Raw genomic sequence first — 25,298 nt, forward strand, 5'->3', positions numbered from 1 at the left:
AGTACTTAATCAATACGAGTGGCAAGACAAACACTTTGGTGAGACAACTGCAGATTAACGGCATAGCAAACTCATCAGCATCACTACTGTATCTTACCGGCACACGCGCCGACCACCAATAAACATGGTGATTTTAGCCGTTAATCCCAATGAGTCAAGCGTCCAAAGTTAATTGCCTCCCCAAACAATCAGCTTCTGCTTTTAAAGCGTGCGAAATTATACTTAACTCGTCAATTCAGCAAAAAAATGTGATGAAATAACATTATGTAATGATGAACGCTGCTTGTCATAATTTAGAATAGCAAGCCCCGGTTATGACCTTAAATACACAAACTTAAAAATGTGTGTAAAAAAAATGATACATTGCAATATTAACTTCCAACTTCTGGTTAAACCTTCAGTTATGGCAGAAACGAATCGCGTAAAAACAGTCTCTTTAGTCTTGGGCAGCGGTGGGGCAAGGGGCTTAGCTCACATTGGTATTATTCGCTGGCTTGAGGAGCATGATTACACTATTCGTTCTATTTCGGGCTGCTCAATCGGAGCGGTAATTGGCGGCATTTATGCAGCAGGCCAACTGGATGTTTTTGAAAAGTGGATTAAAACACTTAAAGTGGTTGATATTGTTTCGCTCATGGATGTATCCTGGGGTGTTAGTGGATTAATTAAGGGGGATAAGCTCATGAAGAAATTGGGCGACCTGATTGGTGATGAAATGATTGAGCAATTACCAATAAAGTTTACCGCTGTAGCCTCTGATGTAAAGCATGAGAAGGAAATCTGGCTAACAAAAGGCAGTTTATTCGATGCTATGAGGGCGTCCATCTCGCTGCCGCTGTTCCTAACGCCAGTTACCATCAATGATATTGAGCTTATTGACGGAGGCGTTCTAAACCCTATCCCAATAGCCCCGGTTATCCGTGATAAGAGCGACCACATTATCGCTGTCAATCTGGGGGCAAAGCCCAAAACACACAAAGCTGAAAAAGAGGTTACAGAGGACAGCTCTGAAGAAAACTCTAGTCCCTTTTGGAAATTCGGCTCCAATGACAATAAAAAAGAACAATCGAGCATGCACCTGATTGCCGACCAGGCATTTAATGCCATGCAAAATGCAATAGCCAGACATAAGCTGGCCACTTATCCACCCGATTCCCTCATCGAAATCGATCGGGATGCCTGCGGAACGTTAGATTTCCACAAAGCAGACGAGATAATCAAATTGGGCTACCAGAGGGCTGACGAAGCACTAAAGGAGCTTTAATTCCTAACCTGCATGGTGCTGTAACCCGAAGCGTTCTTTGTCAACTCAATCTGCACGGTCACGCGCTCTTTCAGTGCCGGCACATGGCTAATAATACCAATGGTACGGTTCGTTTCGGCCTGCAATTTCTCAAGGGCTGAAAGGGCAATATCAAGCGTATTCTGATCGAGTGTGCCAAAACCTTCATCGATAAACAAACTGCCTATCACCGTGTTCTGACCCGCCAGGTCGGATAGCCCCAAGGCCAAGGACAGACTCACCAGAAAGCTTTCGCCCCCCGATAAGGTTTTGACCGATCGCTCCGCATTACCATGGAAGGCGTCGAGCACAAACAGCTCATCCAGGTTATCTGTTTTAACATGTTTCACCAGGTAGCGATCACTCAAGCGCCTGAGGTGATTATTGGCCAAATGTAAGACTTGCTTGAGGGTGAGTTCCTGGGCAAAGCGCGCAAACTTATTGCCGGTAGCATCGCCAATAAGGACCGCTAAGTCGGTCCAGCGCGCCACTACCTTTTCCTGCGCTTTAATCCCTGTGGCTTTCTCTTCAAATTTCAACTTATTGGCCTTGTCTGCCTTCAGGCGTTCGGATAAGCTGCCGGCTTTACCAAAAGCCTCACTTAACACCTCTTCCTTCTCGTTGATTTCCTTCTGGATATCGTCGGGCAACTTGTTGAGTTTTTTAACCTCTTCATCGTATTTCAAGAGCTTATCATTATTTTCTTTGCGAGCATGTTTCAAGTGCAGCTCTGCAGTCGAAATTTCTTCCTGCCTTTTAAGCAAACGATTAAGATCACTGTCGCTAAGCAGCGCCTCAAGAGCGGCCTCCACCGACGCGATGTTTTGTTTGCTTAGCTGCTCTGTTAGTTGGGCCAAGCTCTTTGTCAGAACCACCTCATCGGCCTGCAACTGCTTTTGCAAAACTAACTGACGTTGCTCTAGCGATTTGCGTAAAGCAACACTTTCTTTGATGCTCAATTCATGCGCATTGAGGCTGCCAACCAGTTGTTCACCCTGCTCCTTTAGTTCTTTCTCTGCCTCTTCGGGTAATTTATCTCCAAATAACTTCTGGCGCTCAGTCAATTTAATTTTGAGGCTACCATTTGCAGTTTCGAGCTCCTTATCAAGCTTCGAAAATTTCTGAACGGCCTCCTTTAGTTGCGCTGTTTTTTCATCATAACTTACCTTGTGCTGCAAAACCAGTTTCTCTGCTTCCTGCAGCAAGCGTTTCTTTTCCTGATAGTGTTGATGCTGACCTTCAAGCCCGTCAATGAGCTGATCAACCGCCTGCTCTTCGTCAGCAACCTCATAGCCGCTTAACTTTGTTGTCAGACTAGCGGTTTCATCAGCCAAGCCCTGCAGTTGCTCTAACAGATGCTGGTAAGCGTTACTCCTCACCTGGGCTTTACCAAGCTGTTCAATTTGTTTAATATCGTTCTCCAGTGCCTCAGCCAACTTCTCAGTCAGTTCTTTTTCTGCTTTTAAAAAGTCCTCACTGACGAGCTGAGCATCAAAACTGTGCTTTTCAACCACTGCCTTAAGAGATTGGTTGCAATGCTGCACTTTATCTGCAAGCTGCTCAAGCTGCTTATTGGCAGACTCCTGTTCTGATTTATATTTAGACACAGACACTACCAGGTTTTTCTCTTTACGTATCAGGGCCTCCTGCTCTTCCTTTTTTTCGTTCAGCAAGCGCTCGGTTCTATTCGTATGAGCTTCATAATGCGTTACATAAGGGTGCTCCAACGACCCACATAAAGGGCACGCTTCTCCGGCCTTTAGCAAGTGACGCGCCTCTTCGTACTTAGCTTCCATCAGTTCTCTTTCGCGCCTTAGCTTTAATTCCTCCAAAAACTTTGAGTTAATAGCCAGTGCTTTTTCAACGGTCTGCAACTCGTGTGTATGTGCGGATAGTTGTTTGGATGCCTGCTGAATGAAGAGTTGTAATTGTTTTTGTTCCTTTTGAAGCTTTTCCTGCTCACTAAATAGTTCAATGGCTTTTTCCAGCGACCGATCCTTCAACTGCAAATCTTTCAGTTGTGTATGCAGATTATCCTTTTCATCAATCTTTGAGCCAATTAATCTGCTTTTCTCTTCAATAAACAGTTGACTCTGTTTTAAAGCTCTGGATAAAATTGTAATGCGCTCTGATAACTCAGTTGTATTCAACAACTGCTGCCTGGTTGGAGAAGGCTCCATCTGCTCCAATTTGGAGGCAATCACTTTTTGCCGGCTTTTCAAGCTCTCAGCCACCTGCCTGATAAGAGGAAGCTGTTCGCCCAGTTTTTCATACCTGGTATGTTGCTCAAGATACTTGTTTAGCTGTTTTATCCTCTGCTCTTCCGACTGGAAAAGGACATCTATCTTTTTTAGCTCTTCATTAAGCTTATCAAGGCCTTTGCCCTCATCGGCAGAGGCTTGCTTTAGCCTTGCAACAGAGCTTTGTTCCATCCTGATCGCTTCGTCGAGCCGGCGCACCTTTTGAATGAGGGGCCCTAACTGCTCCTCTTTTGATTTATGCTCACGAAGAGCCCTTTCTACGTTTTGCTTTTTCTCCTCCTGCTCCTTGAGTAAATCGCTTAATGCCTTCAGCTGGGTCAGGTTCGTTTCCGACTCAGTCTGCCTATCTTCCAAAGACTTGCGAAGGGTTTGCACAGCAACCACATCCGCTTTAAGTGGCAACACCTTCTGGTGCGTTTGCAGGCGCATTAGGTCGGGTTCAAAAGCCATTTTCTGCTGCTTCACCAGCTCCAGTTCTTTATTGAGGCTCTCGAGCTTTTCTTTGGTGGCATAAAACTCCTGAACAAGACGGTGCTGCCCCCGCAGCTTTTCCAGCTCTTGCCTCAGCTCTTTATTATTTTTGGTGATAGCATTCAGTTCCTGCTCAAGTTGAACAGCTACTTCATTAGGCAATAACTCAATTCCTTCTAATTGTGTACGCAACTGCATCAACACATCATTTTCTGCCTTTTGACGCTCGTAGCAGTTTTTTCCGATCTCCCGATATATTTCGGTACCAGTTAATTTTTCAAGCAGCTCGCCCCGCTCGTTGGCATTGGACTTCAAAAAACGAGCAAAGTCGCCCTGCGATAATAAAATTGAGCGCAGAAACTGGTCAAAATTCAATCCTATTAACTGGGCATTCTCTTTTGGAACTTCATTGCGCTTTATATCCAAAGCTATAAATGTCCCGTCGGGCTCCTGCCTTGAGAGAACCAATGAATAATCGCGCAGGTTGCCATTGCGGTTAATGGAAATGCCCCAATGCGATCGGTAGGTGGTAGTTTTAATGCGGTAATCAAGCTGTGCCCAGGCTTCGTCGGTATTTCGGGTAATAATGCTTCCCAGTCGGGCAATGTCATTTTTTGATACGGGCCCACTTCTGGGTGTCTGATTATAAAGAGCCAGGGTGATAGCATCGAGGATGGTTGACTTGCCGGCACCTGTTGGGCCAGTGATTGCAAATAAGCCTGTTTGCCCGATGGCACCATGGCAAAAATCTATTGTATGTTCACCTTTAAGCGAATTAAGGTTTTTTATTCGTAGTTGAAGTAGCTGCATTATTCCTTCTCTGTCTGATGGTACATTCGATCTAATAACTCTTTGAAGGTACTTTGTAACTCATCCTGATTAGTCACTTGTTTGGCATCAACCAGCCGCTGAAAAACATCTTGAACACTGAGGTCGCTCAGCGATGTGGTTTCTAAAATGTCGTCGGGGGCCATCTCACCAGTAAATTTCAGTACCGGCTTCACCACCAGCAATCCGTTATCTGCCTGATTCACGTCTTCAATTAACTTTTCAAAGGCTGTTCGCAGAGAGGTGTCCATCTGCTCTTCTTCAATGTGCACCTCGGCCCAGTCGGTGAGTAAAGATTGGCCGGCATAAGCTTTCAGTTGAGCAGCTACCTCCCTAAATGTGCCCTTTACATTGGTGAGCCGCCTGAAAACGGGCACTTCTATCTCTTCACTAACGGTTATTTGAGAGCCATCAGCGTCTAACAAAATGACTTGCTTCTTATCCTTTCGCTCAGAAAAACTTAATGGAATAGGTGAGCCTGAGTAACGTATTGTTCCTTCAGCATTAAGTTTTTGTGGCCGGTGGATATGCCCCAGTGCGATGTAATCAAACTCGGGTGGAAAGGAAGCAACCTGCAAACCAGCCAGATTGCCAATGTGAATTTCTCGCTCACTATCGGACAGCCCGGCACCCTGCACATACAAATGCCCCATGGCAACAACCGGACAGTTATACTGCTTCGCCTCCTGAGCAGCCAATGCATAATGCTTAATAATGCCTTGATTGGTTGCTTTTACGCTGTCTGCGTAGGACTCACCAGCTATAACCTGTCGGATATCTCTATCGCGCAAAAAGGGCACGGCTGCCACCACGCATTGTGTAACTCCATTCTTCACCAACGGAATAAGCTCCTCAGCTACAGCCTCCTTTGCCCCGCCTATCACCTGAATGTTTAAGGCCGATAATATTTCGGAAGGAGCCTCCAGCGTACTGATGTAATCGTGGTTTCCTCCGGTAATAATTACCTGACTGCAATGCGTGCCAATTAATGATGTGAGAAAGTTATAGTACAGTTTAAGGGCACTGTTCGATGGAAAACCCACATCAAAAACATCACCCGCCACCAATAGTGCATCCACTTGATTTTCATTGATCACCCGCTTTAACCAGGTAAAAAATAGCTGGTGCTCCTCCTCGCGGTCATTCCCATGCAGCTTTTGTCCAATATGCCAATCTGAAGTATGAAGTAGCCTCATCCGTTGTGATTAAAAAGTTCACCCAGAATGTCAATTGATGATTCAATACACTTTGAACACACTTTATCTTTTAAGCGATTCTCCTTAAAAAATTGCTGCCCGGCTTCTGTTTGAATATCACAACCCAGCAAGTGAATACACTGATCACTCTGGTGGCGCTGACAGAATTGCTTTTTAAAGCTCTGAATCATTTCCGGTGTTTTCCCTTTACGCTCCTCAGTGTCTGTAATCATCCTTGAGTTATGCAGACCTATCAACATGTATGCGCCTGTAACAGCGCCACAGATTGTTTGCATTTTCCCAATGCCCCCACCAAAACCACTTGCTAAATCCAGCGCTTGCTCCTCATCAACCCGCAACTCATTGATATAAGCCTTAATAACTGATTGCGCACAATTGTTACCATTGTAAAATGCATCAATGGCTATTTCTTTTTTCTTTTCCATCATTCAGGTGATTTGTTTCTCTGTAAAAATAACAAATGATTCGAAAAAGAGGCCGCTTTTTAAAGATGGTTTAGCTCCATGAAAAGACCAGAGCTATTAAAAGAAATCAAAAGCGGTATTGCAACTGCAGCTTCCACTCGGTTAATTTATTGCCCTTTATCAACTGGTTACCTGTGCCTATTTCCTGCTGATTTGCATACGTTGTATGTGCCAGCCGGCCCCATATACGAAGACCTGGCAACGGGGAAAAGCTAATATTACCGATAAGCCGGGTGCCTTTGTGCAGATAGGCCGGAATGGTAAACGCATAGAGTACATCAGGCTCGTAGCTATAAATGCGGCTGTTATAATCGTCAATATCAAACACGATGTAGCGCAAAGATGCGCTCAGCTGCTTGCCGGCTTTGTATCGTATATCCTGAAAAGCGGTCCAACCACGACTTGTTTGCTCTTGCTTCTCATACACAGCATGCTCCAACTGAGTTTGAAAACGCCACTTATCATCGGGACTGAAAGCATAAAAAGCACGAATATTATCCTTTTGATAGTTCGTGATGGTATAGTGCTGCTGACTTTGCGTGTCATTAATTTCTTTTTGTGTTGATTTATAACGCAGGTACACTGAGTGAAACTCGTTTATTCGAAAATCGACCTGTGCAAACCACTCCACTCCATCGGATGGTTTGTATACATTATATCGCAACCAATCGTAGGAGAACACATCCACAAATGCTTTCAGTTCCACCCTTGATACAGGCTTACAACTTATGGAGGCAAACAGACCCGACTCACCTCCACGTGTTGATGATTCAGAAAAAGGATTGGACAGTATGGCTGTGTAGCCACGACTGTATTTTCGGTAAGCCAGCGACATCACAACATCGCTACCTGCATTATAGGTTAGACCCTGATAAATACCATAGTGCATTTGATTTTGTGCTGTCACTTCACCAAAAACCAATAGCCTGTTTAAGAATAAAGTGTGAGACAGCCAGGCACTTTCTTGCTGCTTCCCGCTAAACCGGTACTTATCTTTTAGGTGCTCCTTTTGCTCAATGGGATGATCAACTTCCCAGCTAACGTAACCCGCATCAACCTGAATCAAATGATGCTGAAAAGCTACGCTCCCACCATACACCAATTCATTAACCGCATACCTGTTGGCTAATTCGTTTTGTGTGCGGTGATAGCCCGTCTCCTGCAAGGCCGATAAGCGCTCTTCAGCTAAAGAATCACTCAGCACTGAGGCATCCCGCTTTTTGTAGGATACAAAAGGTGCAAACGAAAAATTCTGCCAACTCATTTGGATGGCTGTTCCTCTTAAAAACGAGCTTTCATTGACCGAAGAGTAGGGAGCAATACCTTTGGCCCGGCGACGCAGCTGAGCCGTTTCTGGCGATTTGGAAAATGCCATATCTGTCCACATTGCTAGGCCCTGACCAAAAGACAAACGGTAATCGCCCACCATCCAGGTATCTATAAATTTAAGTGGCTGATTAATTTTCACAAACCCCGAGGTAAAGTCAGCGGCGGGAAAATGGTTTGGAAAAGCCTGTTCGCCCTGATCCTTTTCCAAAGTAAAGCCCACCTCTGCCCGCTTACCAAACTGCAAGCGCCCTCGGGTCATCCACTTCTCTTTTGAACCCAGGTAGGCCGCCGGAACAGAATCATTTTTGGGCAAATAGCCAGCCGGTGTTTGAACAGTACTTTGAACGCGCGCCAGAATACTGCCTAAAAAATACTGCTTCACCTTAGCTTCGGCCGGTGCAACTTTTACAAAAGGCAGCATATACGAAATGGTCAAACTATCGAGCTGGTCAACGGCCTGCAGCTCGTAAATACTGTACAACGGCCCGTTTACATATCTGTAATACAATATGTTTTCAATCTGATAATCGGTAAGAAAAAATAGTTCTTCCAGTTCCTCCTTAGTGGCCGTGTTAAGATTGATAGGCATTTGATTGAGGGCCACCAAATCATTCACCAACTCTTCGTAGCTAACATTTGTCAGTTGCTTATCGGCAACGGACTCCAGCATGTCGCTGATTAGCTTTTGAATGTCATCAGGCTGCTGAGCGATAACGGATGCAAAGGTGAAGCAAACTAAACCAAGTAATAAAAGCCTCTTCATACTATCGGTTCTTACGGTTGAACAAATAGCTTAATCCGGCGCCGGAAGTGATGCCTAATTGCTGATGGTGAGCAAAGCCAACATCAATAGATAAACCGGCCAAACGGATACCACCTCCAAAAGTCATCTCAACAGGCTTCCCTTTAATACCGCCCCGTACAAACAGCTTATGCTTAAAATTAAATTGCAGGCCCGATTTATAAATCATATCAGCGTCCAGATTCTTCTCCAGCTCTATCATCAGTTGAAAATCAATAAACGGCCTCCACCTGAGAGCGGCGTTGAACAGCGTTGGCACGGCGTAAGTCGTTTCCTGATAATTGATTTTACCTTGTTCCGGGTTTTGAATGTACACGCCCATGCCCCATTGCTGTGAAATCACAAAATTAAGTCCCAGTGAAGAGTAAAGTCCATCTGCCCTGTCATCGCCTTGTATCTGGTGCGCGAGGTAATTAAACTGGAGACCGGCTGAGACTTTCTCACCGAATTGGCGACTAAAGCTCATCGCATACCTGCTGTAGTTACTTTTCTCATAGCCACTTTGATAGACCAAGCCGGAAATTGTCCCAAAACTGCCGGGCACAATAATAGTGGCAGCCCGGGAACTAAGGCCCTTCATGTTAAAACGCATTTGGTAAGAAGCACCCACAGCGAGGCCTTTGTGAGTGGCAAGGTTAGAAACATTATTGAGGCTGGCCCAGGGCGAATCATCAAACACTTTTACAAAACCCATCGATGCGGCTACCGGTCCGGAATAATCGATGGTTTGGGAAAATAAGCTGCCGCAAAAGCACAGGGAAGCCAGGCAAAGGATTGAGGTTAGTTTGTTCATGGTTAAATTTAAATTATCAATAAATTTATTAACCTCAATTATTAATGTCAAGAAGAATATTACACGGAATTATAATTCGTTAAACATATCAACAATGGAATTTTGGGGTGTTACCAAGGCAGTTTGAAAACCAAGCTCGCGGGCTACCTCCAGGTTTAGGGGTGAATCATCAAAGAACATCGTCCGTTCGGGTTGCAAGCCGGTATCTTCAATAACAAATTGAAAACATCGCGGGTCGGGTTTACTCAATTGCATTTGAAACGAATAAAATGCCTTTGTAAACAACAGCTCGATGTGCTTGTAGCCTTTCGCCATGGCTCCGAAGGCCTGATGATGAATAGCATTCGTATTGCTAAGCAAGTAAACGGGTTTGGTTTGTTTTAAGCGTTCAAGCAATAGAGCACGACTAACGGGCAACTCCACCAACATTCTGTTCCAGGCATCAATAATCAGCTGTTGGTCGACCTGGCGTGGCAATTCTTTTTGAACAAATGCAATAAATTCGTCACTGCTAATCGTACCCTGCTCATACTGCTTAAAAACCCCTTCGTGATGACTCTGGGTTATTTGCTGCTGTATATCCTTTAAGCCTAATTTTTTAAAGGCATCAATGGTGGCCTGCGGACTAATGTCAATAATAACACCACCTAAATCAAACAAATAAGCATCAACATTTGCAAAATCAACTGCTTCCATTCCTCAAAAAATTTTTAACAAATGTAAGCCAAGCTGTTAAATAAACGAATTGTCAGCCAACTTATAAATGACAAAATACTAAATTCGATGAAAACCATTATCTTTGCAAAACTTTTCTCTTTTTTAAAAAGGAAATAATAACGGTTGGCAGATAAATCTGTCATTTTTAGTAATGTTCTACAAATAGATTAATAGAATGAGTACGTTGGAGCTTAGCGAACAGGAAATTATCAGACGAAACAGTTTAGAAGAGCTAAACAAGCTGGGTATTAACGCATATCCGGCAGCAGAATTTAAAACAACTCATCTGTCAACTGAGATAAAACAGGAATTTGATCCGGAAAAGGATAACCTGAAAGAAGTGGTGATTGCCGGGCGCATCATGAGCCGACGTATTATGGGCAAGGCCTCTTTTGCAGAAATAAAAGATGCTGAAGGCCGCATTCAAATTTATCTGAACCGTGACGACATGTGTCCGGGCGAGGATAAAACTCTGTACAATACTGTATTTAAGAAATTACTGGATATTGGCGATATCATTGGGGTAAAAGGATATGTTTTTCAGACCCAAATGGGCGAAACAACAGTGCACGTTCAGGAACTGACGATTCTGAGCAAGTCGTTGAAACCCCTTCCAATTGTAAAGGAAAAGGATGGAAAAGTATACGATGCCTTTAGCGATCCTGAGTTGCGTTACCGCCAGCGCTACGTAGACCTGATTGTGAATGAGGGCGTTAAGGATGTTTTCATTAAGCGCACCAAGCTAATGAACAGCATGCGCCAGTTTTTTAACGAACGGGGTTACCTGGAGGTTGAAACTCCTATTCTTCAGTCGATTCCTGGTGGAGCTGCTGCTCGTCCATTTATCACCCATCACAACGCACTGGATATTCCGTTGTACCTGCGCATTGCCAACGAGCTTTACCTGAAACGTTTGATCGTCGGCGGGTTTGATGGCGTGTATGAATTTGCGAAGGATTTCCGTAATGAAGGCATGGACCGTACCCACAATCCCGAGTTTACAGTGATGGAGATTTACGTGGCCTACAAAGACTATAAGTGGATGATGGACTTCACCGAAGAAATGGTGGAAAAAATTGCCCTTGACCTGCATGGAAAAACCGATTTACAGGTGGGTGACAAAACCATTGACTTCAAACGTCCGTTCAAGCGCATCTCTATCTTAGACGCCATTAAGGAGCATACAGGCATTGACGTATCGGGCATGAACGAAGAGCAACTGCGTGGAGTATGTGCCGAACTGGAAATTGAGATCGACGACTCCATGGGTAAAGGCAAACTTATTGACGAAATTTTTGGTGAAAAATGTGAGCACAACTACATCCAGCCCACTTTCATTACCGACTACCCTGTGGAAATGTCGCCATTGGCTAAGCGCCACCGCGATAATCCGGAACTAACCGAACGTTTCGAGCTGATGGTAAACGGTAAAGAAATCTGTAACGCCTACTCAGAGCTGAACCACCCAATTGACCAAAAAGAACGCTTTGAGGAGCAGATGCGTCTCTCTGAAAAAGGAGACGACGAAGCCATGTTTATCGACCACGACTTTGTGCGTGCTCTAGAATATGGTATGCCTCCTACATCAGGTATGGGAATCGGTATCGATCGCTTAACCATGCTGATGACTAATTCGGACTCTATTCAGGATGTACTTTTCTTCCCGCAAATGCGCCCCGAGAAACGTGTTATGCCCGACAGCGATGAGAAATTCATCGAGCTAGGCATTCCGGCAGAGTGGGTTGAAGTCATTCGTAAAGTAGGTTTCACCAAGGTAGATGCCTTACAAGAAGCTAAGCCAACAAAAGTATTTCAGGATATTTGTGGCTATAACAAAAAAAATAAATTGGGCTTAAACAACCCTTCGCAAGACGATGTTAAAGCCTGGTTAACGAAATAACTTACGAAACAACCAAGACAAAAAGGGTGATTCCGCCTTTTTTGTCTTAATTTTGCTATTTAACTCAAAACAACTGCATCTATGGATGAATCATCTAAGGTAGGTATTATAGGTAGCGGAAGCTGGGCAACTGCTATTGCTAAAATGCTATTGAATAATGTTCCATCCATCAATTGGTATTTCCGCGACCAATCGCACATCGATGATTTTAAGCGCTGTAAACACAACCCTAACTACCTGACCAGTGTTGAGTTTAAGCCGGAACGCATCAACTTTTCTGATGACATCAATGCGGTCGTACGCGAATCAGACATCCTCATTCTGGCCATTCCATCGGCGTTTATCAAATCGGCACTCGAAAAACTTACCGAGAGCTTAAAAGATAAATTCATCGTTTCGGCGATTAAAGGTCTGGTACCTGATGAGAACCTGATTATTGGACAATATTTCAACCAGGTTTACGATGTTCCAACCGAATCAATTGGTGTAATCAGTGGTCCTTGCCATGCCGAAGAGGTGGCACTGGAGAGGTTATCTTACCTCACAATAGCCTGCCAGGATATAAAAAAGGGACGGGCTTTTGCCAACTTCCTGAGAACACCATACATCATGACTACCATCTCCGATGATATTTATGGAACCGAGTACTCTGCCGTATTGAAAAACATTATGGCGGTTGCCTCGGGTATCTGCCATGGATTGGGTTACGGCGATAACTTTCAGGCTGTCCTTATCTCAAATGCCATTCAGGAGATGAAACGTTTTGTGGATACGGTTCATCCAATTACGCGTGATATCAAAAGCTCTGCTTATCTGGGTGATTTACTGGTAACCGCCTACTCCCAGTTTAGCCGCAACCGCATGTTTGGTACGATGATTGGGAAAGGCTATTCGGTGAAATACGCACAAATGGAAATGCTGATGATTGCAGAGGGCTACTATGCCGTTAAAAGCATTCATGAAATAAATGATAAATACAAAGTAAATATGCCTATCACGGAGGCTGTCTACAACATCATTTATGAACGCATCTCACCATCGATGGAAATACGTCTTTTAACCGAGCATTTAAGGTAAGTAATAGCAGCCAGCCCCTGGCTGCTTGCGTTTAGCTATATAATGAGTCCAACATGCCCAAAGCTATTCGCCTATTTGAGGAATCAATACAAACAAACAAATACTACTAACATGTTACCAAGTATTAATCCAACCACCACCAAGGCCTGGAAAGAACTTGAGGCCTATTATGCCGAGTTTAAAGACACGCAAATGAAAGACTTGTTTGCCAAAGATGGCGAACGCTTCAATAAGTATTCATTGCAATTTGAAGACATCCTTTTGGATTACTCAAAAAACCGCATCGATGAAAAAGTGATGTCGCTGCTGTTTCAACTGGCTGACGAATGTGGCTTAAAAGATGCCATTAACAGCGTTTTTGCTGGTGAAAAAATAAACGTGACTGAAGAGCGTGCCGTACTGCACACAGCATTGCGTAATCGCAGCAACACCCCTGTGCTGGTTGATGGCAAAGATGTGATGCCAGCTGTTAATGCGGTGCTGGAGCAAATGAAAGCCTTCTCTGAGAAAATCATTTCAGGCGATTGGAAAGGCTATTCGGGCCAGGCTATTACCGATATTGTCAACATTGGTATTGGAGGTTCTGACTTGGGTCCGCTGATGGTAACTGAGGCCTTAAAACCCTACAAAAAGAACGTAAACCTGCATTTTGTATCGAATGTTGATGGCACCCATATTGCCGAAGCATTGAAAGTGCTGAATCCGGAAACAACGCTTTTTATAATAGCATCAAAAACCTTCACTACACAGGAGACAATGACCAATGCCAACTCGGCTAAATCATGGTTTCTGGAGGCAGCAAAGGACGAAGCAGCCGTTGCCAAGCATTTTGTAGCCCTGTCAACAAATGCCGAGGCGGTAGCAGCTTTTGGTATCGATACTGCGAATATGTTTGAGTTCTGGAACTGGGTAGGCGGCCGTTACTCCTTATGGTCAGCCATCGGCTTAAGTATCGCCTGTGGCATTGGGTTTGATAATTTTGAGGAGCTGCTGGAAGGTGCCCACGCCATGGATCAACATTTCAAAACGGAAGCGTTTGAAACGAACCTACCGGTTGTGTTGGCCATGATCGGTATCTGGTACAATAATTTCTACGGTGCCGAAACCGAAGCCATTTTACCTTACGACCAGTACATGCACCGTTTTTCGGCCTATTTCCAGCAGGGTAATATGGAAAGTAACGGTAAATACGTTGACCGCAATGGGGAGCGTGTGAACTACCAAACCGGTCCAATCCTTTGGGGTGAGCCGGGCACCAATGGGCAGCATGCCTTCTACCAACTGATTCACCAGGGCACAAAACTGATTCCTTGTGATTTTATGGCCACAGCTAAAAGCCATAATCCTTTAAGCGACCACCATCCAAAATTACTGGCTAACTTTTTTGCACAAACTGAAGCTATGATGGTGGGTAAAACAGAAGAGCAAGTTACCGAGGAATTGAAGGCCGCTGGCAAGTCAGAAGACGAAATCAAAGCATTACTGCCTTACAAGGTGTTCCTGGGTAACATTCCCACTAACTCCATCCTGATGAAAGAGCTAAACCCACGAACATTGGGTGCTTTAATTGCTATGTATGAGCACAAAATTTTCGTGCAGGGCATTATCTGGAATATTTACAGTTTCGACCAATGGGGTGTTGAGTTGGGCAAACAGTTGGCCAATGCCATTTTACCGGAACTGTTGAACACTGAGCAAGTAACATCGCACGATGCCTCAACCAATGGTTTGGTTAATGCCTATAAAAGCATGAAACAGTAAGCCTAAGCGCCTCGGTGCTGAATAATTAAGGCTTGCTATCATTAATAGAATTCGAAGGCTTTGGAAGTTCATCCAAAGCCTTTATTTTTGCTCCCTCCAACTGACTAAAAAATCAATATTTTGTGAATCCGGGAACATGCAGTCCCGTATTTTTATTATTTTCAATGTATACAGTCAGATTAACTATCTGCCTGAATTGTTTAACTAACAACAATAAGATACCATCATGCCGGCCATTGATAGTTTTACCGTTACCTACATTGCAATTCCCCTGTTGATATTCCTATCCAGAGTAGCCGATGTCACAATAGGAACCTTGCGCATTGTATTTATCTCAAAAGGCTTGAAACTCCTCGCCCCAATATTGGGCTTTTTTGAGATACTCATCTGGCTGCTGGCCATGACTAAAGTTTTTGAGAACCTTGACAACTGGCTGTATTTTATTGCCTATGCCGGCGGTTTCGCCATGGGCAACTATGTGGGTTTGAAAATAGAGGAGCGACTGGCTCTTGGTTTTGTGAATATTCGAATAACCACCCAAAAATCGGGCGCTGAATTAATCCAGAACCTGACAGAACTGGGCTACGGAGTTACCTACATGAATGCCTTTGGCAGCAAGGGACAAGTAAACGTTATTTACTGTGTACTAAAAAGAAAGGACATTTCAGAAGTGACTCAGATTATTAAAAAATTCAATCCTAAAGCCTTCTACACCCTTGAAGATATTCGCCTGGCCAATTCGGGGGTTTTCAGAAACCGGCCTATGGCGCAAAGAAACCCTTTCCCGTTAAGGAAGGGGAAGTAAAGTGACCGCTGTTAAAATCCAATAAAAAACGCCTGAAGAAGCATCTACAGGCGTTTTCTATAATTTTTAATGGCCTAATTGAACTTGATAGAGCCTTTATTTTCTTCGTTATCTCCATAGGCATACATCTCACGAAGGATGTCGGCGTATTTCCGATAGATAACCCGGCGCCGTAACTTTAAGGTGGGTGATAGTTCACCACTGGCAGATGTCCAGTCTTCATGCACGAGCCTGAAGCGCTTGATCTCTTCATGCTTGCCAATCATCTTATTATAGCGCATCACCTCTTTACGGTAAACAGCAAGAACTTTTTCATCCTTTATCAGCTCCTGATTGTCGCGAAAATGGACCTTATGATCGTGCGCCCACATATGCAGGTATTCGAAGTTAGGAGCCAAAATAGCGCCGGCAAACTTCTCACTCTCTCCCACAATAATCGACTGCTCAATAAAATCAGATTCCTTCAGCAAGTTCTCAATAGCCTGTGGCGCAATGTACTTCCCGTTTGATAATTTGAACATTTCCTTCTTGCGATCCGTAATCTTCAGAAACTTCCCTTTTACCAAAGTACCGATATCGCCGGTATGGAACCAGCCATCTTTATCAATGACTTCAGCCGTAGTTTTTTCATCTTTATAATAGCCCAACATAATATTGGGCCCTTTGGCGAGAATTTCACCATCATCATCGAGGCGAAGCTCCACGCTGTCGAACACAGTACCGACAGTGCCAATCATGAGGTTACCGCTATCCTTAATGTAGTTGGATGCCAAAACGGGCGATGTTTCGGTTAATCCGTAGCCTTCCATCAAAGGAATACCGGCGGCAAAGAACAAACGGCTCAAACGGGGTTGCAAGGCAGCGCCGCCACTTACCACAAAACGTAGCTGACCTCCAAACGCCTTTTGCCACTTAGAAAACACCAGTTTACGGGCCAGCTTCAGCTTAACTGCATACAAAGGATAGTTATTACCGTTGGTGCGATAGCGTTCGCCCAACCGCATGGCCCAAAAGAAAATAAGCTTTTGAATTCCTGACAAATCATTGCCTTTGGAAACCAGCTTATCGTAAATACGCTCAATGACGCGAGGCACTGTTATAAAGGCATTTGCTTTTATCTCCTTAAGATCACGTGCAATGGTTCCTAAGTTCTCCGCATAATAAATACTGCAGCCTGTTGCCTGATACAGGTAGTTGATCATGCGCTCATAAACATGGCACAGCGGCAAAAAACTGAGGACCCGGTCGCCCGGATTGAGCGGGTAACGTTGAAGGGCATCCTTCATGTTACTCAAAAAGTTTTTATGACTCAGCATCACCCCTTTGGGGTTTCCGGTAGTGCCGGATGTATAGATGATGGACACCAAATCATCCTCAGAAATACCAGCCCGAATAGCAATAAACTCATCTTTACGCTTAATGCGCTCTTGCTGACCCATTTCTGTTATCTCGCTCCAGTTAGAGGCCTCCTTTATGTCGTTAAACGTATAGATTTCCTCAATACTATCAATGGTATCACTAATTTCTTTTAGGCGCTTATACAAAATGATATCAGACACAATGAGCATGCGGGCATCACTATGCTCCAGAATATATTTATACTCCTCATCCGAAATGGTTGGGTAGATGGGTACATGAACCACCCCAATCATGGACATGCCCATGTCGACAAAATTCCACTCCGGACGGTTATTGGAAACGGTGGCTATCTTATCGCCTTTTTGAAAGCCTTTAGCCAACAATCCGTAGGCAAACAATTTGGCCTGCTCGCTGTATTCTTTTACGCTAAACTGCACCCAGTCGCCATTGCGCTTGGCGCATAGTATATCTTCTTTGCTGCTTTCCTGCTTAAGCTGGGCAAGCAAGTCAAACGTCCTTTTAATCTCCATAAAACTTAATTACTGGATAATTCCACTCAAACTCAGCGAACAAAGATATAATTTTTTTAAAATCAGCTAAGCAATGCCATAGACGACTGATAATTAGAGCATATAACCCATTTGAATAAAGAAACCAATAAAACAAACTTCACTCAAATTGCTCCTTGGTATCTTCCTAAAAAATGGTCTCAACGCAGGCCCTTGAGAAGTGCTCAAATTTACTTCGACCCCTTTTGCTTACAACTGATTTGTGCAAGCTCCTTTGGCGGCATTTCTAGCGTTTAAAATAATAATACTATATTGCGTTGTAAACAGCCTAAATCAGTTATGGGGAAAAACTGCAAGATACTGCTGCATACATTTGTGTTCATAATTCTCACTTTACTAACACAAATTGGCGGCGTTGTGTACCTGATGTCGTTTATTTTTAGCAGGCGCATCAAAATCTCTTTCCCTTTAAAAGGCCTGGCGGCTTTTTTGGTGATTTATAGTCTGGGCACATTTGTTACAGTCCCCATGCTGGCCAAACTTTTTCACCGCGAACGCATTACTCATTACGACAACCTGCATCCGGCTAACTACATGACCATATTGATGAATCGCAACTACGTAAGGTCTGAAGTGAATACCTACCTAAAAACCGTTTCGGACAAGCTGATGCACTCCCACCCTCAAGTAAAAATGCGTTATCTGGATGCGAACTTCCCCTTAATTGATGGATTTCCACTGCTCCCACACCTTAGCCACAACGATGGCAAGAAAGTGGATTTTAGCCTGGTTTACGAAGATGAGCAGGGTCACATCATTGATGCTTCCAAATCAGTAAGTGGCTACGGCGTGTTTGAGGAACCCCGCAGTGGAGAAATTAACCATTATAAAACCTGCCTCACAGCTGGCTTTACAATGTATGATGCACCCAAATACATGACCCTTGGCAGCATCAATGGCGAGCTCCGCTTCTCAGAAAAAGGCACCAAAGCATTGATGGATGCGCTTACCCAAGATGAAGCGGTTGATAAAGTGTTTTTGGAGCCTCACCTTAAAGAACGCCTAAGACTGCAAAGTAAGAAGATTCGTTTTCAGGGCTGCCATTCAGTGCGGCACGATGACCATATTCACATACAGCTGAGGTAGGATAAAATGCTTTTGAAGGAAATGCCGCGTATTTGTTTAATGCCGGCCATCAAACTCTGAAATAGTAATCTAACGCTAAAAATGCTTCAGGCTCGGCCCATATCGGTTTGCTTACAAGCGAATCATTTTACAAGGCAAGTTTTGAAAAACAGCACTCCTTTTAAGCGAATAAGCACTAAATCATGACTAAACAAAAAAATGCCGGGCATAAAATAAGGCGGCACCCATTATCTTACACCCGGCAAAGCTAACAAGGATTCTTTATATTTTAAAGCGCTTTACCATGTCTGCCAATCGTTCGGCCTGTGTACTCAACTCTTCTGATGTACTGGCTAATTCTTCAGCGGATGCGGCATTGCCTTGGGTGGTATTGTTAAACACCTGTGCAGCGCTGGTTACCTGCTGAATATTTTGGGCCTGCTCCTGAGAGGCAGAATCAATTTCTACGCTGCCGTCGTTAAGCTTCATCAGCATTGGACTGATTTCATTAATCAAGCTGGTGGTTTGCATAGCTGACTGCGCACTCTGTTTTATCTTTTCGTTTATCTGGGCGGATGAAATTGTTGTGGTCTCACTCAACTTCTGCACTTCGCGTGCCACCACTGCAAAGCCTTTGCCATGTTCACCTGCACGGGCGGCCTCAACCGAAGCATTCAAGGCCAATATTTTAATATTTTGAGCAATTTCATTAATTACCTTTACCTGTGAGGCTACTTCTTCCTGTAGCTTGGTCGCCACTTCAGCTTCCTCTTTAATGGTATCCATTTTTTGAGCCGTATCGTTGGCAGCGACTCTAAACTCTCTGCTTTGGGACGCATTTTGCTGAACGCTGGCGGTCATTTCCTCCATGTTACAGCTTATTTCTTCGCTAACACTTGCCTGTTCAGTGGTTGATGAACTAAGTGTATGACTGCTGCTACTCACCTGCTGAGCCGCATTGTTGATATGATCAACACTCATTTGCACATCGCTGATAAATCTGCGAAGGTTGTCAGTCATCAGCTGGAAGCTTTTTGCCAAGACCCCAATTTCATTTTCCGACTTTACTTCTACGGTTTGTGTTAAGTCACCATTAGCAATGGTTTCACTCACCTCACTGAGTTGAGCCAAAGGTCGAATATCCTTATTGATCATCCAGCGTATCACCACCAAAAACAGACCAATACAGGTGATGATAATAGGGATTATCCAATAAGCAGCGTCTATCACGTTAGTAAAAACGAACTTACCATGCACCTTGGACTGTAATTGCCACGGCAGCTGGTGTTCATTAATTCTGATAGGGTTGGTGATACCACCCACTGCTCCTTCAAACCAGTTATCAATGCGGCCATTGCGCAGGTTGTCTAAGCGCTCTTCTGGATTAACGCAATTCTCACTCAAGTTTTTCCCTATTAATTCAGGCGACACACTGTGCGTTAAGTAATTACCGTTATTATCTAATACTGCTACTGATGCATTGCCACCATAAATGCTTATTTTTTTGCTTTCATCAATTAGTGTATTCAAATCAATCATGCAACCAATTACACCTTTGAACTCAGAGTCGACAATTAACGGAAAGGAAATGCTATAGTAACTCTTTGTTTCGCCATTAAATGTATAGTTAAACGGATTCGATACAAACGACTTAAGTGTGGTTTTGGGCTTTGTGTAATACTCGTGATTAATGATATAGAGCTTACCAGTGAAAGCCTTGGTAATAACAGGTGTAAAACGACCATCTTCATCGTGATAAGTCGTCATCTCCTCGCCTTGCCCACTGAGCGTATTGGGCTCCATAATAGCAAAAACTGCGTCTACGCCTTCGGCACGCTTCATTAATTTTTCCAGATAATCAACCACAAAATGTTCGGTAGTATGATCCCGGTCATCAGAATTTAAATGGTAATTAAAGGTATTGGTTAACTCATCAGTCAGCACATATTGGGTAGACAAATGGTGTTCCATACTCAAAGCAGCATTTTTGAGCGATAGTTCCCCATAAGTAGTACTGCTGTACATGATTTCTTTATGAAAGAAATAGAGCACTACTGAAAGTATCACTAAAGTTGAAATACTAAATAATATAATTGCATTATTGGTAATAACCTTAGCAATAGACTTTTTACTGGATTTATTCGACAACTTACCTTTTATGTTTATCTTTTCTTTGAACATCTGTTGGTTGTTTCTAATATTAGTTAATTGGATATAGACAGGCTGTATACGGGAGTTAGACAAGAAAGATTATCAAAATATGTTAAAATGATAGCTGCCACGACATCGCATTGTAGTGATGATAATATAATCATATGATTATCAGTTAATGATTATCAAACCTACACCGAATAAATTTTTAAAGTTGAATGTTCGAAGTGACAAAATGCTTCTAACCTCCTCCATGCTCCTTACAGCCAATTTATTGTAGCGAATCCCCAAATCCAGGCATATCTTAAACGCTTACAAACAACTATTTAAGCAAGCAGCATACCTGAAAAATATGCTGTTCATATAGAAAACGCGATTACAAACACCCGAATCCACTAAAGACAAGAACCAAAGCAGACATCTCAACAGTAAACAGCCCATCATTTCGGTTATAAACGATTGACTTTTTACAAGACTCCAAAACACCGAAGAGTGGGTACAGGTAATACTAGAATCATTTTTTGTTTCCAGTTCTATACTTGCCTGCCAAATATTTTCTTTAAAGGCAAAGCAATAGAGTCCTTTAATAAAAGGCCTTCTTTAATGGTCGAGGTCCGATTACTCCCGAAATCCATCAACACATTTTTGGTCTGCTAATCTCGCCTCAGTTTTATCGCTGCACGCAAATGATGACTGAATTTAAACCCAGTAAAATGACTAAACAACCTTTTAGATGAGCCACTATCCAAAAACGAATAGAATGGTCAGGGCTTTGGCTGCTAAACCAAACAATAACAGATGAAAAGAGGGGACAAAGATGCAGGCTCGCGCTAATATTAACACCAAGCACACTAAGATGAATGTTTAATCTTCAGACCTTTGCGTTCCTGCGATTTTTTTATATTGTGCGTCCTTTGTGTGGAATATCTTCTATTTTGAGGTCGTTATTAATTTCTAACCAATACACCTGCCACTTCGAGCAGGTCGTTGCGTTTGCCCAGGGCCAATTTCAACAAGGCGATTAGCTCCCTGTTACGGGCTATCATTTGTTCAACAGCGTCGTTGCGCAACTGGGTGGCACGTTGTGCTTCGCCCGCTTCTTTTTGCTGCCTGGCCTGCAGCTCAATTAACTCTATTAACTTAGTCTGCTCGGCCTGCAATACTTCAGCGCCTCTGTTATACCGGCCCATTAAAGTCAGCAGCTGTTCATCGCCCAGCACGCCATCATAAAACGAACGAATGCGTTCGATGCCGGCATTGATTTTGACTGGCAAGGGTAAGCCAATTTTAAGCGAAGTATTTAAATCATTATTTGCCAAAACGATTCGGGCAATCCCTTCAGTCTTTTTGTAGGTATCTTCCACCTCGTCGAATTGACTGTCGCGCTCGTTGGTGGCGTTGTACTGCTCGCTGTATTCCTTCTTTTGAGTATTGCTGGCATCACGCGCATTAGTGACAGTTTGCAAGCCTTCGTCCAGATAAGCCCCATCAATATTAAAGACCGTTAGCAGACTCATTATTTCTTCACTGTTTTTAACGTTGTTGAAGCGTTTCTCTACATCGGTAATTTTTTCGTCAACCGACAGTTTTTGGAAATTTGACATGAATTAGTGTTTACAGTTAATATTTGGTTAATTAAAAGAATAACTAATATATCATTATTTCACATATAATAAGCCACTTTATATCAAATACATCACCCAAAATAACAAACCTATTGATAGCAGCAGGAAACAACAGCATAGTTTAACAGAGCAAATACTTACGTCATCACAATGGCTCAGCACCCAAATTTTTCATTAGAATGCTTTGACTATCCATGTTGGCGGGATAACTAACCATTTTATCGAAGCGAACTATGAGTTTGTCTTTGGAAGCATTCATTTTATCGGGTCGATTAATGACTTTATCGACACCATTATCAACTTTGTCAGCTCAAAAATTCATTTTATCGCATCGCAGAATCATTTTGCAAGTAGGATAATTGATTGGGCATTGCCGGGAATTCATATTGTCGGTTAATAAACTGATTTTGTCGGGATAGGGATTTCGTTTGTGTAATCTCAACGCTAAAGGATTCGCGCAGCAGCGGCGTTTCATATTTTAAAACATCATTCTTAAGCCAATAGACATCGACCAATTATCGTAAGTTGCTCCACTTTTTTGCGTTGCCACACCATCAATTCTGAGTATGCCTTCTGTTTCATCCAATGGTTCATGTGCTGTTTTTCGAGTGAGAAAAAAGCCTGATTTCTCCTTCATAAACAGCACCTCATCTGTGGCAACCGGCATATAATAGCTGGCATTAACATCGAGATAAAACATGGGCGATAGCTGGTACAACAAATTACCACCTGCTTGCAGACCATGGTGTTTAATCCCTGGTAAGGCCTGCACCTTTTTGTTCTTAAAGGTTTTGCCCCCAAACGAAAAGTCGTTGTCAAATTGCTGAATCCCCACCGACCGGCCAAATTGATGCCACACATACGCTATTTGAGGTTCTAGAAACAGGTTATTCCCCATGGTTTTCAGGGGAAGCTTATAGGCAATTTGCGGACCGTGCTTTTCCTGAAGATTAGTATCACTCCAACCCGCTTCTACAATATATCCTATATTTATTCGTAGTGACAACTTATAGGCTATTAACATATCTAATGTCAGCGTTGTACCGGCATCATGCAGGTTTTGTCCATAAATGGCCTCCCCATAAGTTAAATGCCGCACGCCTGATGTGAGTTGATATGGCTGATAAGCGATTTTATAGGACACTTCAAGTTTTCTTAAAAAGTTGCCAAGTTGACCTTTTTTGTGTGCAGGCTGATGCCTGTTGTTAAAGAGTTGCTTTGCCACAAGCGTATCAACCACTTCAACTTTGGACAAGGTATTATAATCCTTCCAATCACTCTCCAAATAATCTGTGGCTTCCCTATCGGGTACATAAGTGACCTGCATCTGACTATTGAAAGGAATAGCGGCAATATTGGCTGTTTTGCTATTGGTAATCACCATTTCTAACGGGGAGTAGAATATATCCCCATTTTTGGTTTCTATTTTTTCATTTTCGAAAATGGATTGGAGCATACACACACTATCGCGTAACTGATAATTGATTACGTAAGTTTTGTTTAATGACTTCAAGCCATAACCAGGTATAAATAAGCCTTCAAACCGGTTTTTTAGTCCCTGCTCCGTTAACCGGAGATCAAAACGCAGATAGCTCAAGGTAGGTACATGGATAAACATGGTACCCATGATTGTTTTATTGCTTCCGGCCTTGGGTGCAAAGCTTACCTGATGCACCTCTTCACCATTATATGCCGTTAGCCCCTCGTAGGTGTATTCATAATCGTTATGGGGTTTTAGAAAAGCATTGCGCTCTTTAACACAATCCATCTCATGAATAAAATGCGGCCCGCCGTAAAAACTTATGGGAAAGGATTGGCTGCTGTCAGCATCGATGTATTTGCGTGACTCAACCAGCTGCACCGTGCCCGATTGTGCATTTTTGTAACTCGACTTGTTGGCCCTGGTGATGGCTTCAACCAATCGTATATATTGTTTACGTTCATTCTGAATCCCTTCCCGATAAAATGCTTCGTATTGCGTTGGGTAAGCCGGGTAATTCTCAGGTATCTTCTCATAAGCCTTTCTCAAAAAGCTGCGTAGGGTGCTATCGGGCATAATGGTAACTTCCGACAGTTGCACATTGGCTTTACTAAGCATCACATCTGAATTGTTTCTGAGTTGGACAACGCTAATTTCTTTCGATTCGTAGCCGATGCAGCTAAAGCAGATGGTGACATCCGCATAGTATTCTGGCACAATCAGCTTGTAGTTTCCGTTGGCATCAGACACGGTGCCCAGGCAGGTATTTTTGATACTGATGTTGACAAATGGAACAACAAGGCTACTTTCATTAATAATTTGTCCTCGACAAATATCATCTTGCGCATACAAGAAGCTAATAAAACTAAATAAAACAGTCGATATAAGAATCTTTCTCATTTATAATAATTATAGCCAGTCATTACTTGACTGGCTAAATTAAATTATTGCTCAGCTCTTCTTTTGTCACGTCTATTGGCAAATATAGCAGCAATAGCACCCACTGCAATGCCTATTGCCAAAGCCGTTAGAATTTCTCCACCATTATAAGAAGTAAGCTCATCCTGACTCAATTCCTTGATATTTAAATCTAATGTATTCATAACTACCTATTTTTTTTTCTTATTGAAAACCATCCTATTGCTACTCCGACTCCAAAATAAATTCCAAGAATTGCTACTGGTATAGCTCCTCCATCAACATGCTTCATTTCTAAAGCATCCATCTCCTGAACGCCTAACTCATTTAAATTTTTCATTTTCACAAAATTTAAGTTTATAAAATAATTAATTTTGTGCCGGCTGTGGCCAGCGCCCCGGTGGAACTGTTTTGCAAGGACGTC

At 43.1% G+C, this 25,298-nt stretch carries 18 protein-coding genes; 6 read left to right on the forward strand and 12 right to left on the reverse strand.

Features of this window, described 5'->3' with window-relative positions:
• The first annotated feature begins 403 nt into the window (after positions 1-403).
• Positions 404-1,264 carry a patatin-like phospholipase family protein gene (locus tag ACSX1H_RS06765; RefSeq protein WP_439183080.1) on the forward strand — a complete coding sequence of 287 codons (861 nt, stop codon included), beginning with the start codon at positions 404-406 and terminating at the stop codon, positions 1,262-1,264.
• Here ACSX1H_RS06765 and ACSX1H_RS06770 read toward each other — a convergent pair.
• The 6 genes from ACSX1H_RS06770 to ACSX1H_RS06795 all read right to left on the reverse strand — a co-directional run bounded on the left by ACSX1H_RS06770 (position 1,261) and on the right by ACSX1H_RS06795 (position 10,143).
• Positions 1,261-4,824, reverse strand: a complete 3,564-nt coding sequence (locus tag ACSX1H_RS06770) for an AAA family ATPase (protein ID WP_439183081.1) — start codon at positions 4,822-4,824, stop codon at positions 1,261-1,263. The two genes, ACSX1H_RS06765 and ACSX1H_RS06770, sit on opposite strands and share 4 nt — an antisense overlap.
• Entirely contained in the window at positions 4,824-6,038 is a 1,215-nt protein-coding gene (locus ACSX1H_RS06775; RefSeq protein WP_439183082.1) for an exonuclease SbcCD subunit D C-terminal domain-containing protein, read from the reverse strand. The genes ACSX1H_RS06770 and ACSX1H_RS06775 overlap by 1 nt, the downstream gene beginning before the upstream one ends.
• On the reverse strand, positions 6,035-6,487 hold the full coding sequence (locus tag ACSX1H_RS06780; RefSeq protein WP_439183083.1) for a C-GCAxxG-C-C family protein: 453 nt from the start codon (positions 6,485-6,487) through the stop codon (positions 6,035-6,037). Before ACSX1H_RS06780 ends, ACSX1H_RS06775 begins: the two co-directional genes overlap by 4 nt.
• Before the next feature lie 103 nt (positions 6,488-6,590).
• Positions 6,591-8,615 (reverse strand): helix-hairpin-helix domain-containing protein, encoded by a 2,025-nt coding sequence (locus ACSX1H_RS06785; protein ID WP_439183084.1) that lies wholly within the window; start codon positions 8,613-8,615, stop codon positions 6,591-6,593.
• Position 8,616: 1 nt separating this feature from the next.
• A complete protein-coding gene (locus ACSX1H_RS06790; RefSeq protein WP_439183085.1) occupies positions 8,617-9,447 on the reverse strand; it encodes a hypothetical protein in 831 nt (276 codons plus the stop codon).
• Positions 9,448-9,516: 69 nt separating this feature from the next.
• Complete coding sequence (locus tag ACSX1H_RS06795; protein WP_439183086.1) at positions 9,517-10,143, reverse strand: HAD family hydrolase; 627 nt, start codon at positions 10,141-10,143, stop codon at positions 9,517-9,519.
• Positions 10,144-10,339: 196 nt separating this feature from the next.
• Between ACSX1H_RS06795 and lysS the strand changes: the two genes are divergently transcribed.
• The 4 genes from lysS (at position 10,340) to ACSX1H_RS06815 (ending at position 15,707) form a co-directional block, all read left to right on the forward strand.
• Positions 10,340-12,064 carry a lysine--tRNA ligase gene (gene lysS / locus ACSX1H_RS06800; protein WP_439183087.1) on the forward strand — a complete coding sequence of 575 codons (1,725 nt, stop codon included), beginning with the start codon at positions 10,340-10,342 and terminating at the stop codon, positions 12,062-12,064.
• 81 nt (positions 12,065-12,145) lie between these two features.
• Complete coding sequence (locus ACSX1H_RS06805; protein WP_439183088.1) at positions 12,146-13,141, forward strand: NAD(P)H-dependent glycerol-3-phosphate dehydrogenase; 996 nt, start codon at positions 12,146-12,148, stop codon at positions 13,139-13,141.
• A gap of 111 nt (positions 13,142-13,252) precedes the next feature.
• Positions 13,253-14,902: a glucose-6-phosphate isomerase gene (gene pgi, locus ACSX1H_RS06810; RefSeq protein ID WP_439183089.1), complete on the forward strand. Its 1,650-nt coding sequence runs from the start codon at positions 13,253-13,255 to the stop codon at positions 14,900-14,902.
• A 226-nt stretch (positions 14,903-15,128) separates the two neighbouring features.
• A complete protein-coding gene (locus ACSX1H_RS06815; protein WP_439183090.1) occupies positions 15,129-15,707 on the forward strand; it encodes a DUF2179 domain-containing protein in 579 nt (192 codons plus the stop codon).
• Positions 15,708-15,781: 74 nt separating this feature from the next.
• Here ACSX1H_RS06815 and ACSX1H_RS06820 read toward each other — a convergent pair whose 3' ends face one another.
• A complete protein-coding gene (locus ACSX1H_RS06820) occupies positions 15,782-17,596 on the reverse strand; it encodes an AMP-dependent synthetase/ligase (RefSeq protein ID WP_439183091.1) in 1,815 nt (604 codons plus the stop codon).
• Positions 17,597-17,914: 318 nt separating this feature from the next.
• Here ACSX1H_RS06820 and ACSX1H_RS06825 point away from each other — a divergent pair, with 318 nt between their 5' ends.
• Entirely contained in the window at positions 17,915-18,721 is an 807-nt protein-coding gene (locus tag ACSX1H_RS06825) for a hypothetical protein (RefSeq protein WP_439183092.1), read from the forward strand.
• Between the two features lie 261 nt (positions 18,722-18,982).
• Here ACSX1H_RS06825 and ACSX1H_RS06830 read toward each other — a convergent pair whose 3' ends face one another.
• The 5 genes from ACSX1H_RS06830 to ACSX1H_RS06850 all read right to left on the reverse strand — a co-directional run bounded on the left by ACSX1H_RS06830 (position 18,983) and on the right by ACSX1H_RS06850 (position 25,214).
• On the reverse strand, positions 18,983-20,881 hold the full coding sequence (locus tag ACSX1H_RS06830; protein WP_439183093.1) for a methyl-accepting chemotaxis protein: 1,899 nt from the start codon (positions 20,879-20,881) through the stop codon (positions 18,983-18,985).
• A 917-nt stretch (positions 20,882-21,798) separates the two neighbouring features.
• Positions 21,799-22,455 carry a PQLLE family protein gene (locus tag ACSX1H_RS06835; RefSeq protein ID WP_439183094.1) on the reverse strand — a complete coding sequence of 219 codons (657 nt, stop codon included), beginning with the start codon at positions 22,453-22,455 and terminating at the stop codon, positions 21,799-21,801.
• 499 nt (positions 22,456-22,954) lie between these two features.
• Complete coding sequence (locus tag ACSX1H_RS06840) at positions 22,955-24,856, reverse strand: carboxypeptidase-like regulatory domain-containing protein (protein ID WP_439183095.1); 1,902 nt, start codon at positions 24,854-24,856, stop codon at positions 22,955-22,957.
• 44 nt (positions 24,857-24,900) lie between these two features.
• On the reverse strand, positions 24,901-25,059 hold the full coding sequence (locus tag ACSX1H_RS06845) for a class IIb bacteriocin, lactobin A/cerein 7B family (protein WP_439183096.1): 159 nt from the start codon (positions 25,057-25,059) through the stop codon (positions 24,901-24,903).
• A gap of 2 nt (positions 25,060-25,061) precedes the next feature.
• The gene (locus ACSX1H_RS06850) at positions 25,062-25,214 is read right to left on the reverse strand and encodes a class IIb bacteriocin, lactobin A/cerein 7B family (protein WP_439183097.1); all 153 of its coding nucleotides are present in this window, start codon (positions 25,212-25,214) and stop codon (positions 25,062-25,064) included.
• Positions 25,215-25,298: the final 84 nt, after the last annotated feature.

Source organism: Carboxylicivirga taeanensis, assembly GCF_051851475.1.
GTDB classification, from domain to species: Bacteria; Bacteroidota; Bacteroidia; order Bacteroidales; family Marinilabiliaceae; genus Carboxylicivirga; species Carboxylicivirga taeanensis.

Excerpts from the sequence above, each read along its gene's own strand:
- ACSX1H_RS06765 (WP_439183080.1), top strand. The coding sequence starts at position 404 with ATGGCAGAAACGAATCGCGTAAAAACAGTCTCTTTAGTCTTGGGCAGC.
- ACSX1H_RS06770 (WP_439183081.1), bottom strand. The coding sequence starts at position 4,824 with ATGCAGCTACTTCAACTACGAATAAAAAACCTTAATTCGCTTAAAGGT.
- ACSX1H_RS06775 (WP_439183082.1), bottom strand. The coding sequence starts at position 6,038 with ATGAGGCTACTTCATACTTCAGATTGGCATATTGGACAAAAGCTGCAT.
- ACSX1H_RS06780 (WP_439183083.1), bottom strand. The coding sequence starts at position 6,487 with ATGATGGAAAAGAAAAAAGAAATAGCCATTGATGCATTTTACAATGGT.
- ACSX1H_RS06785 (WP_439183084.1), bottom strand. The coding sequence starts at position 8,615 with ATGAAGAGGCTTTTATTACTTGGTTTAGTTTGCTTCACCTTTGCATCC.
- ACSX1H_RS06790 (WP_439183085.1), bottom strand. The coding sequence starts at position 9,447 with ATGAACAAACTAACCTCAATCCTTTGCCTGGCTTCCCTGTGCTTTTGC.
- ACSX1H_RS06795 (WP_439183086.1), bottom strand. The coding sequence starts at position 10,143 with ATGGAAGCAGTTGATTTTGCAAATGTTGATGCTTATTTGTTTGATTTA.
- lysS (WP_439183087.1), top strand. The coding sequence starts at position 10,340 with ATGAGTACGTTGGAGCTTAGCGAACAGGAAATTATCAGACGAAACAGT.
- ACSX1H_RS06805 (WP_439183088.1), top strand. The coding sequence starts at position 12,146 with ATGGATGAATCATCTAAGGTAGGTATTATAGGTAGCGGAAGCTGGGCA.
- pgi (WP_439183089.1), top strand. The coding sequence starts at position 13,253 with ATGTTACCAAGTATTAATCCAACCACCACCAAGGCCTGGAAAGAACTT.
- ACSX1H_RS06815 (WP_439183090.1), top strand. The coding sequence starts at position 15,129 with ATGCCGGCCATTGATAGTTTTACCGTTACCTACATTGCAATTCCCCTG.
- ACSX1H_RS06820 (WP_439183091.1), bottom strand. The coding sequence starts at position 17,596 with ATGGAGATTAAAAGGACGTTTGACTTGCTTGCCCAGCTTAAGCAGGAA.
- ACSX1H_RS06825 (WP_439183092.1), top strand. The coding sequence starts at position 17,915 with ATGGGGAAAAACTGCAAGATACTGCTGCATACATTTGTGTTCATAATT.
- ACSX1H_RS06830 (WP_439183093.1), bottom strand. The coding sequence starts at position 20,881 with ATGTTCAAAGAAAAGATAAACATAAAAGGTAAGTTGTCGAATAAATCC.
- ACSX1H_RS06835 (WP_439183094.1), bottom strand. The coding sequence starts at position 22,455 with ATGTCAAATTTCCAAAAACTGTCGGTTGACGAAAAAATTACCGATGTA.
- ACSX1H_RS06840 (WP_439183095.1), bottom strand. The coding sequence starts at position 24,856 with ATGAGAAAGATTCTTATATCGACTGTTTTATTTAGTTTTATTAGCTTC.
- ACSX1H_RS06845 (WP_439183096.1), bottom strand. The coding sequence starts at position 25,059 with ATGAATACATTAGATTTAAATATCAAGGAATTGAGTCAGGATGAGCTT.
- ACSX1H_RS06850 (WP_439183097.1), bottom strand. The coding sequence starts at position 25,214 with ATGAAAAATTTAAATGAGTTAGGCGTTCAGGAGATGGATGCTTTAGAA.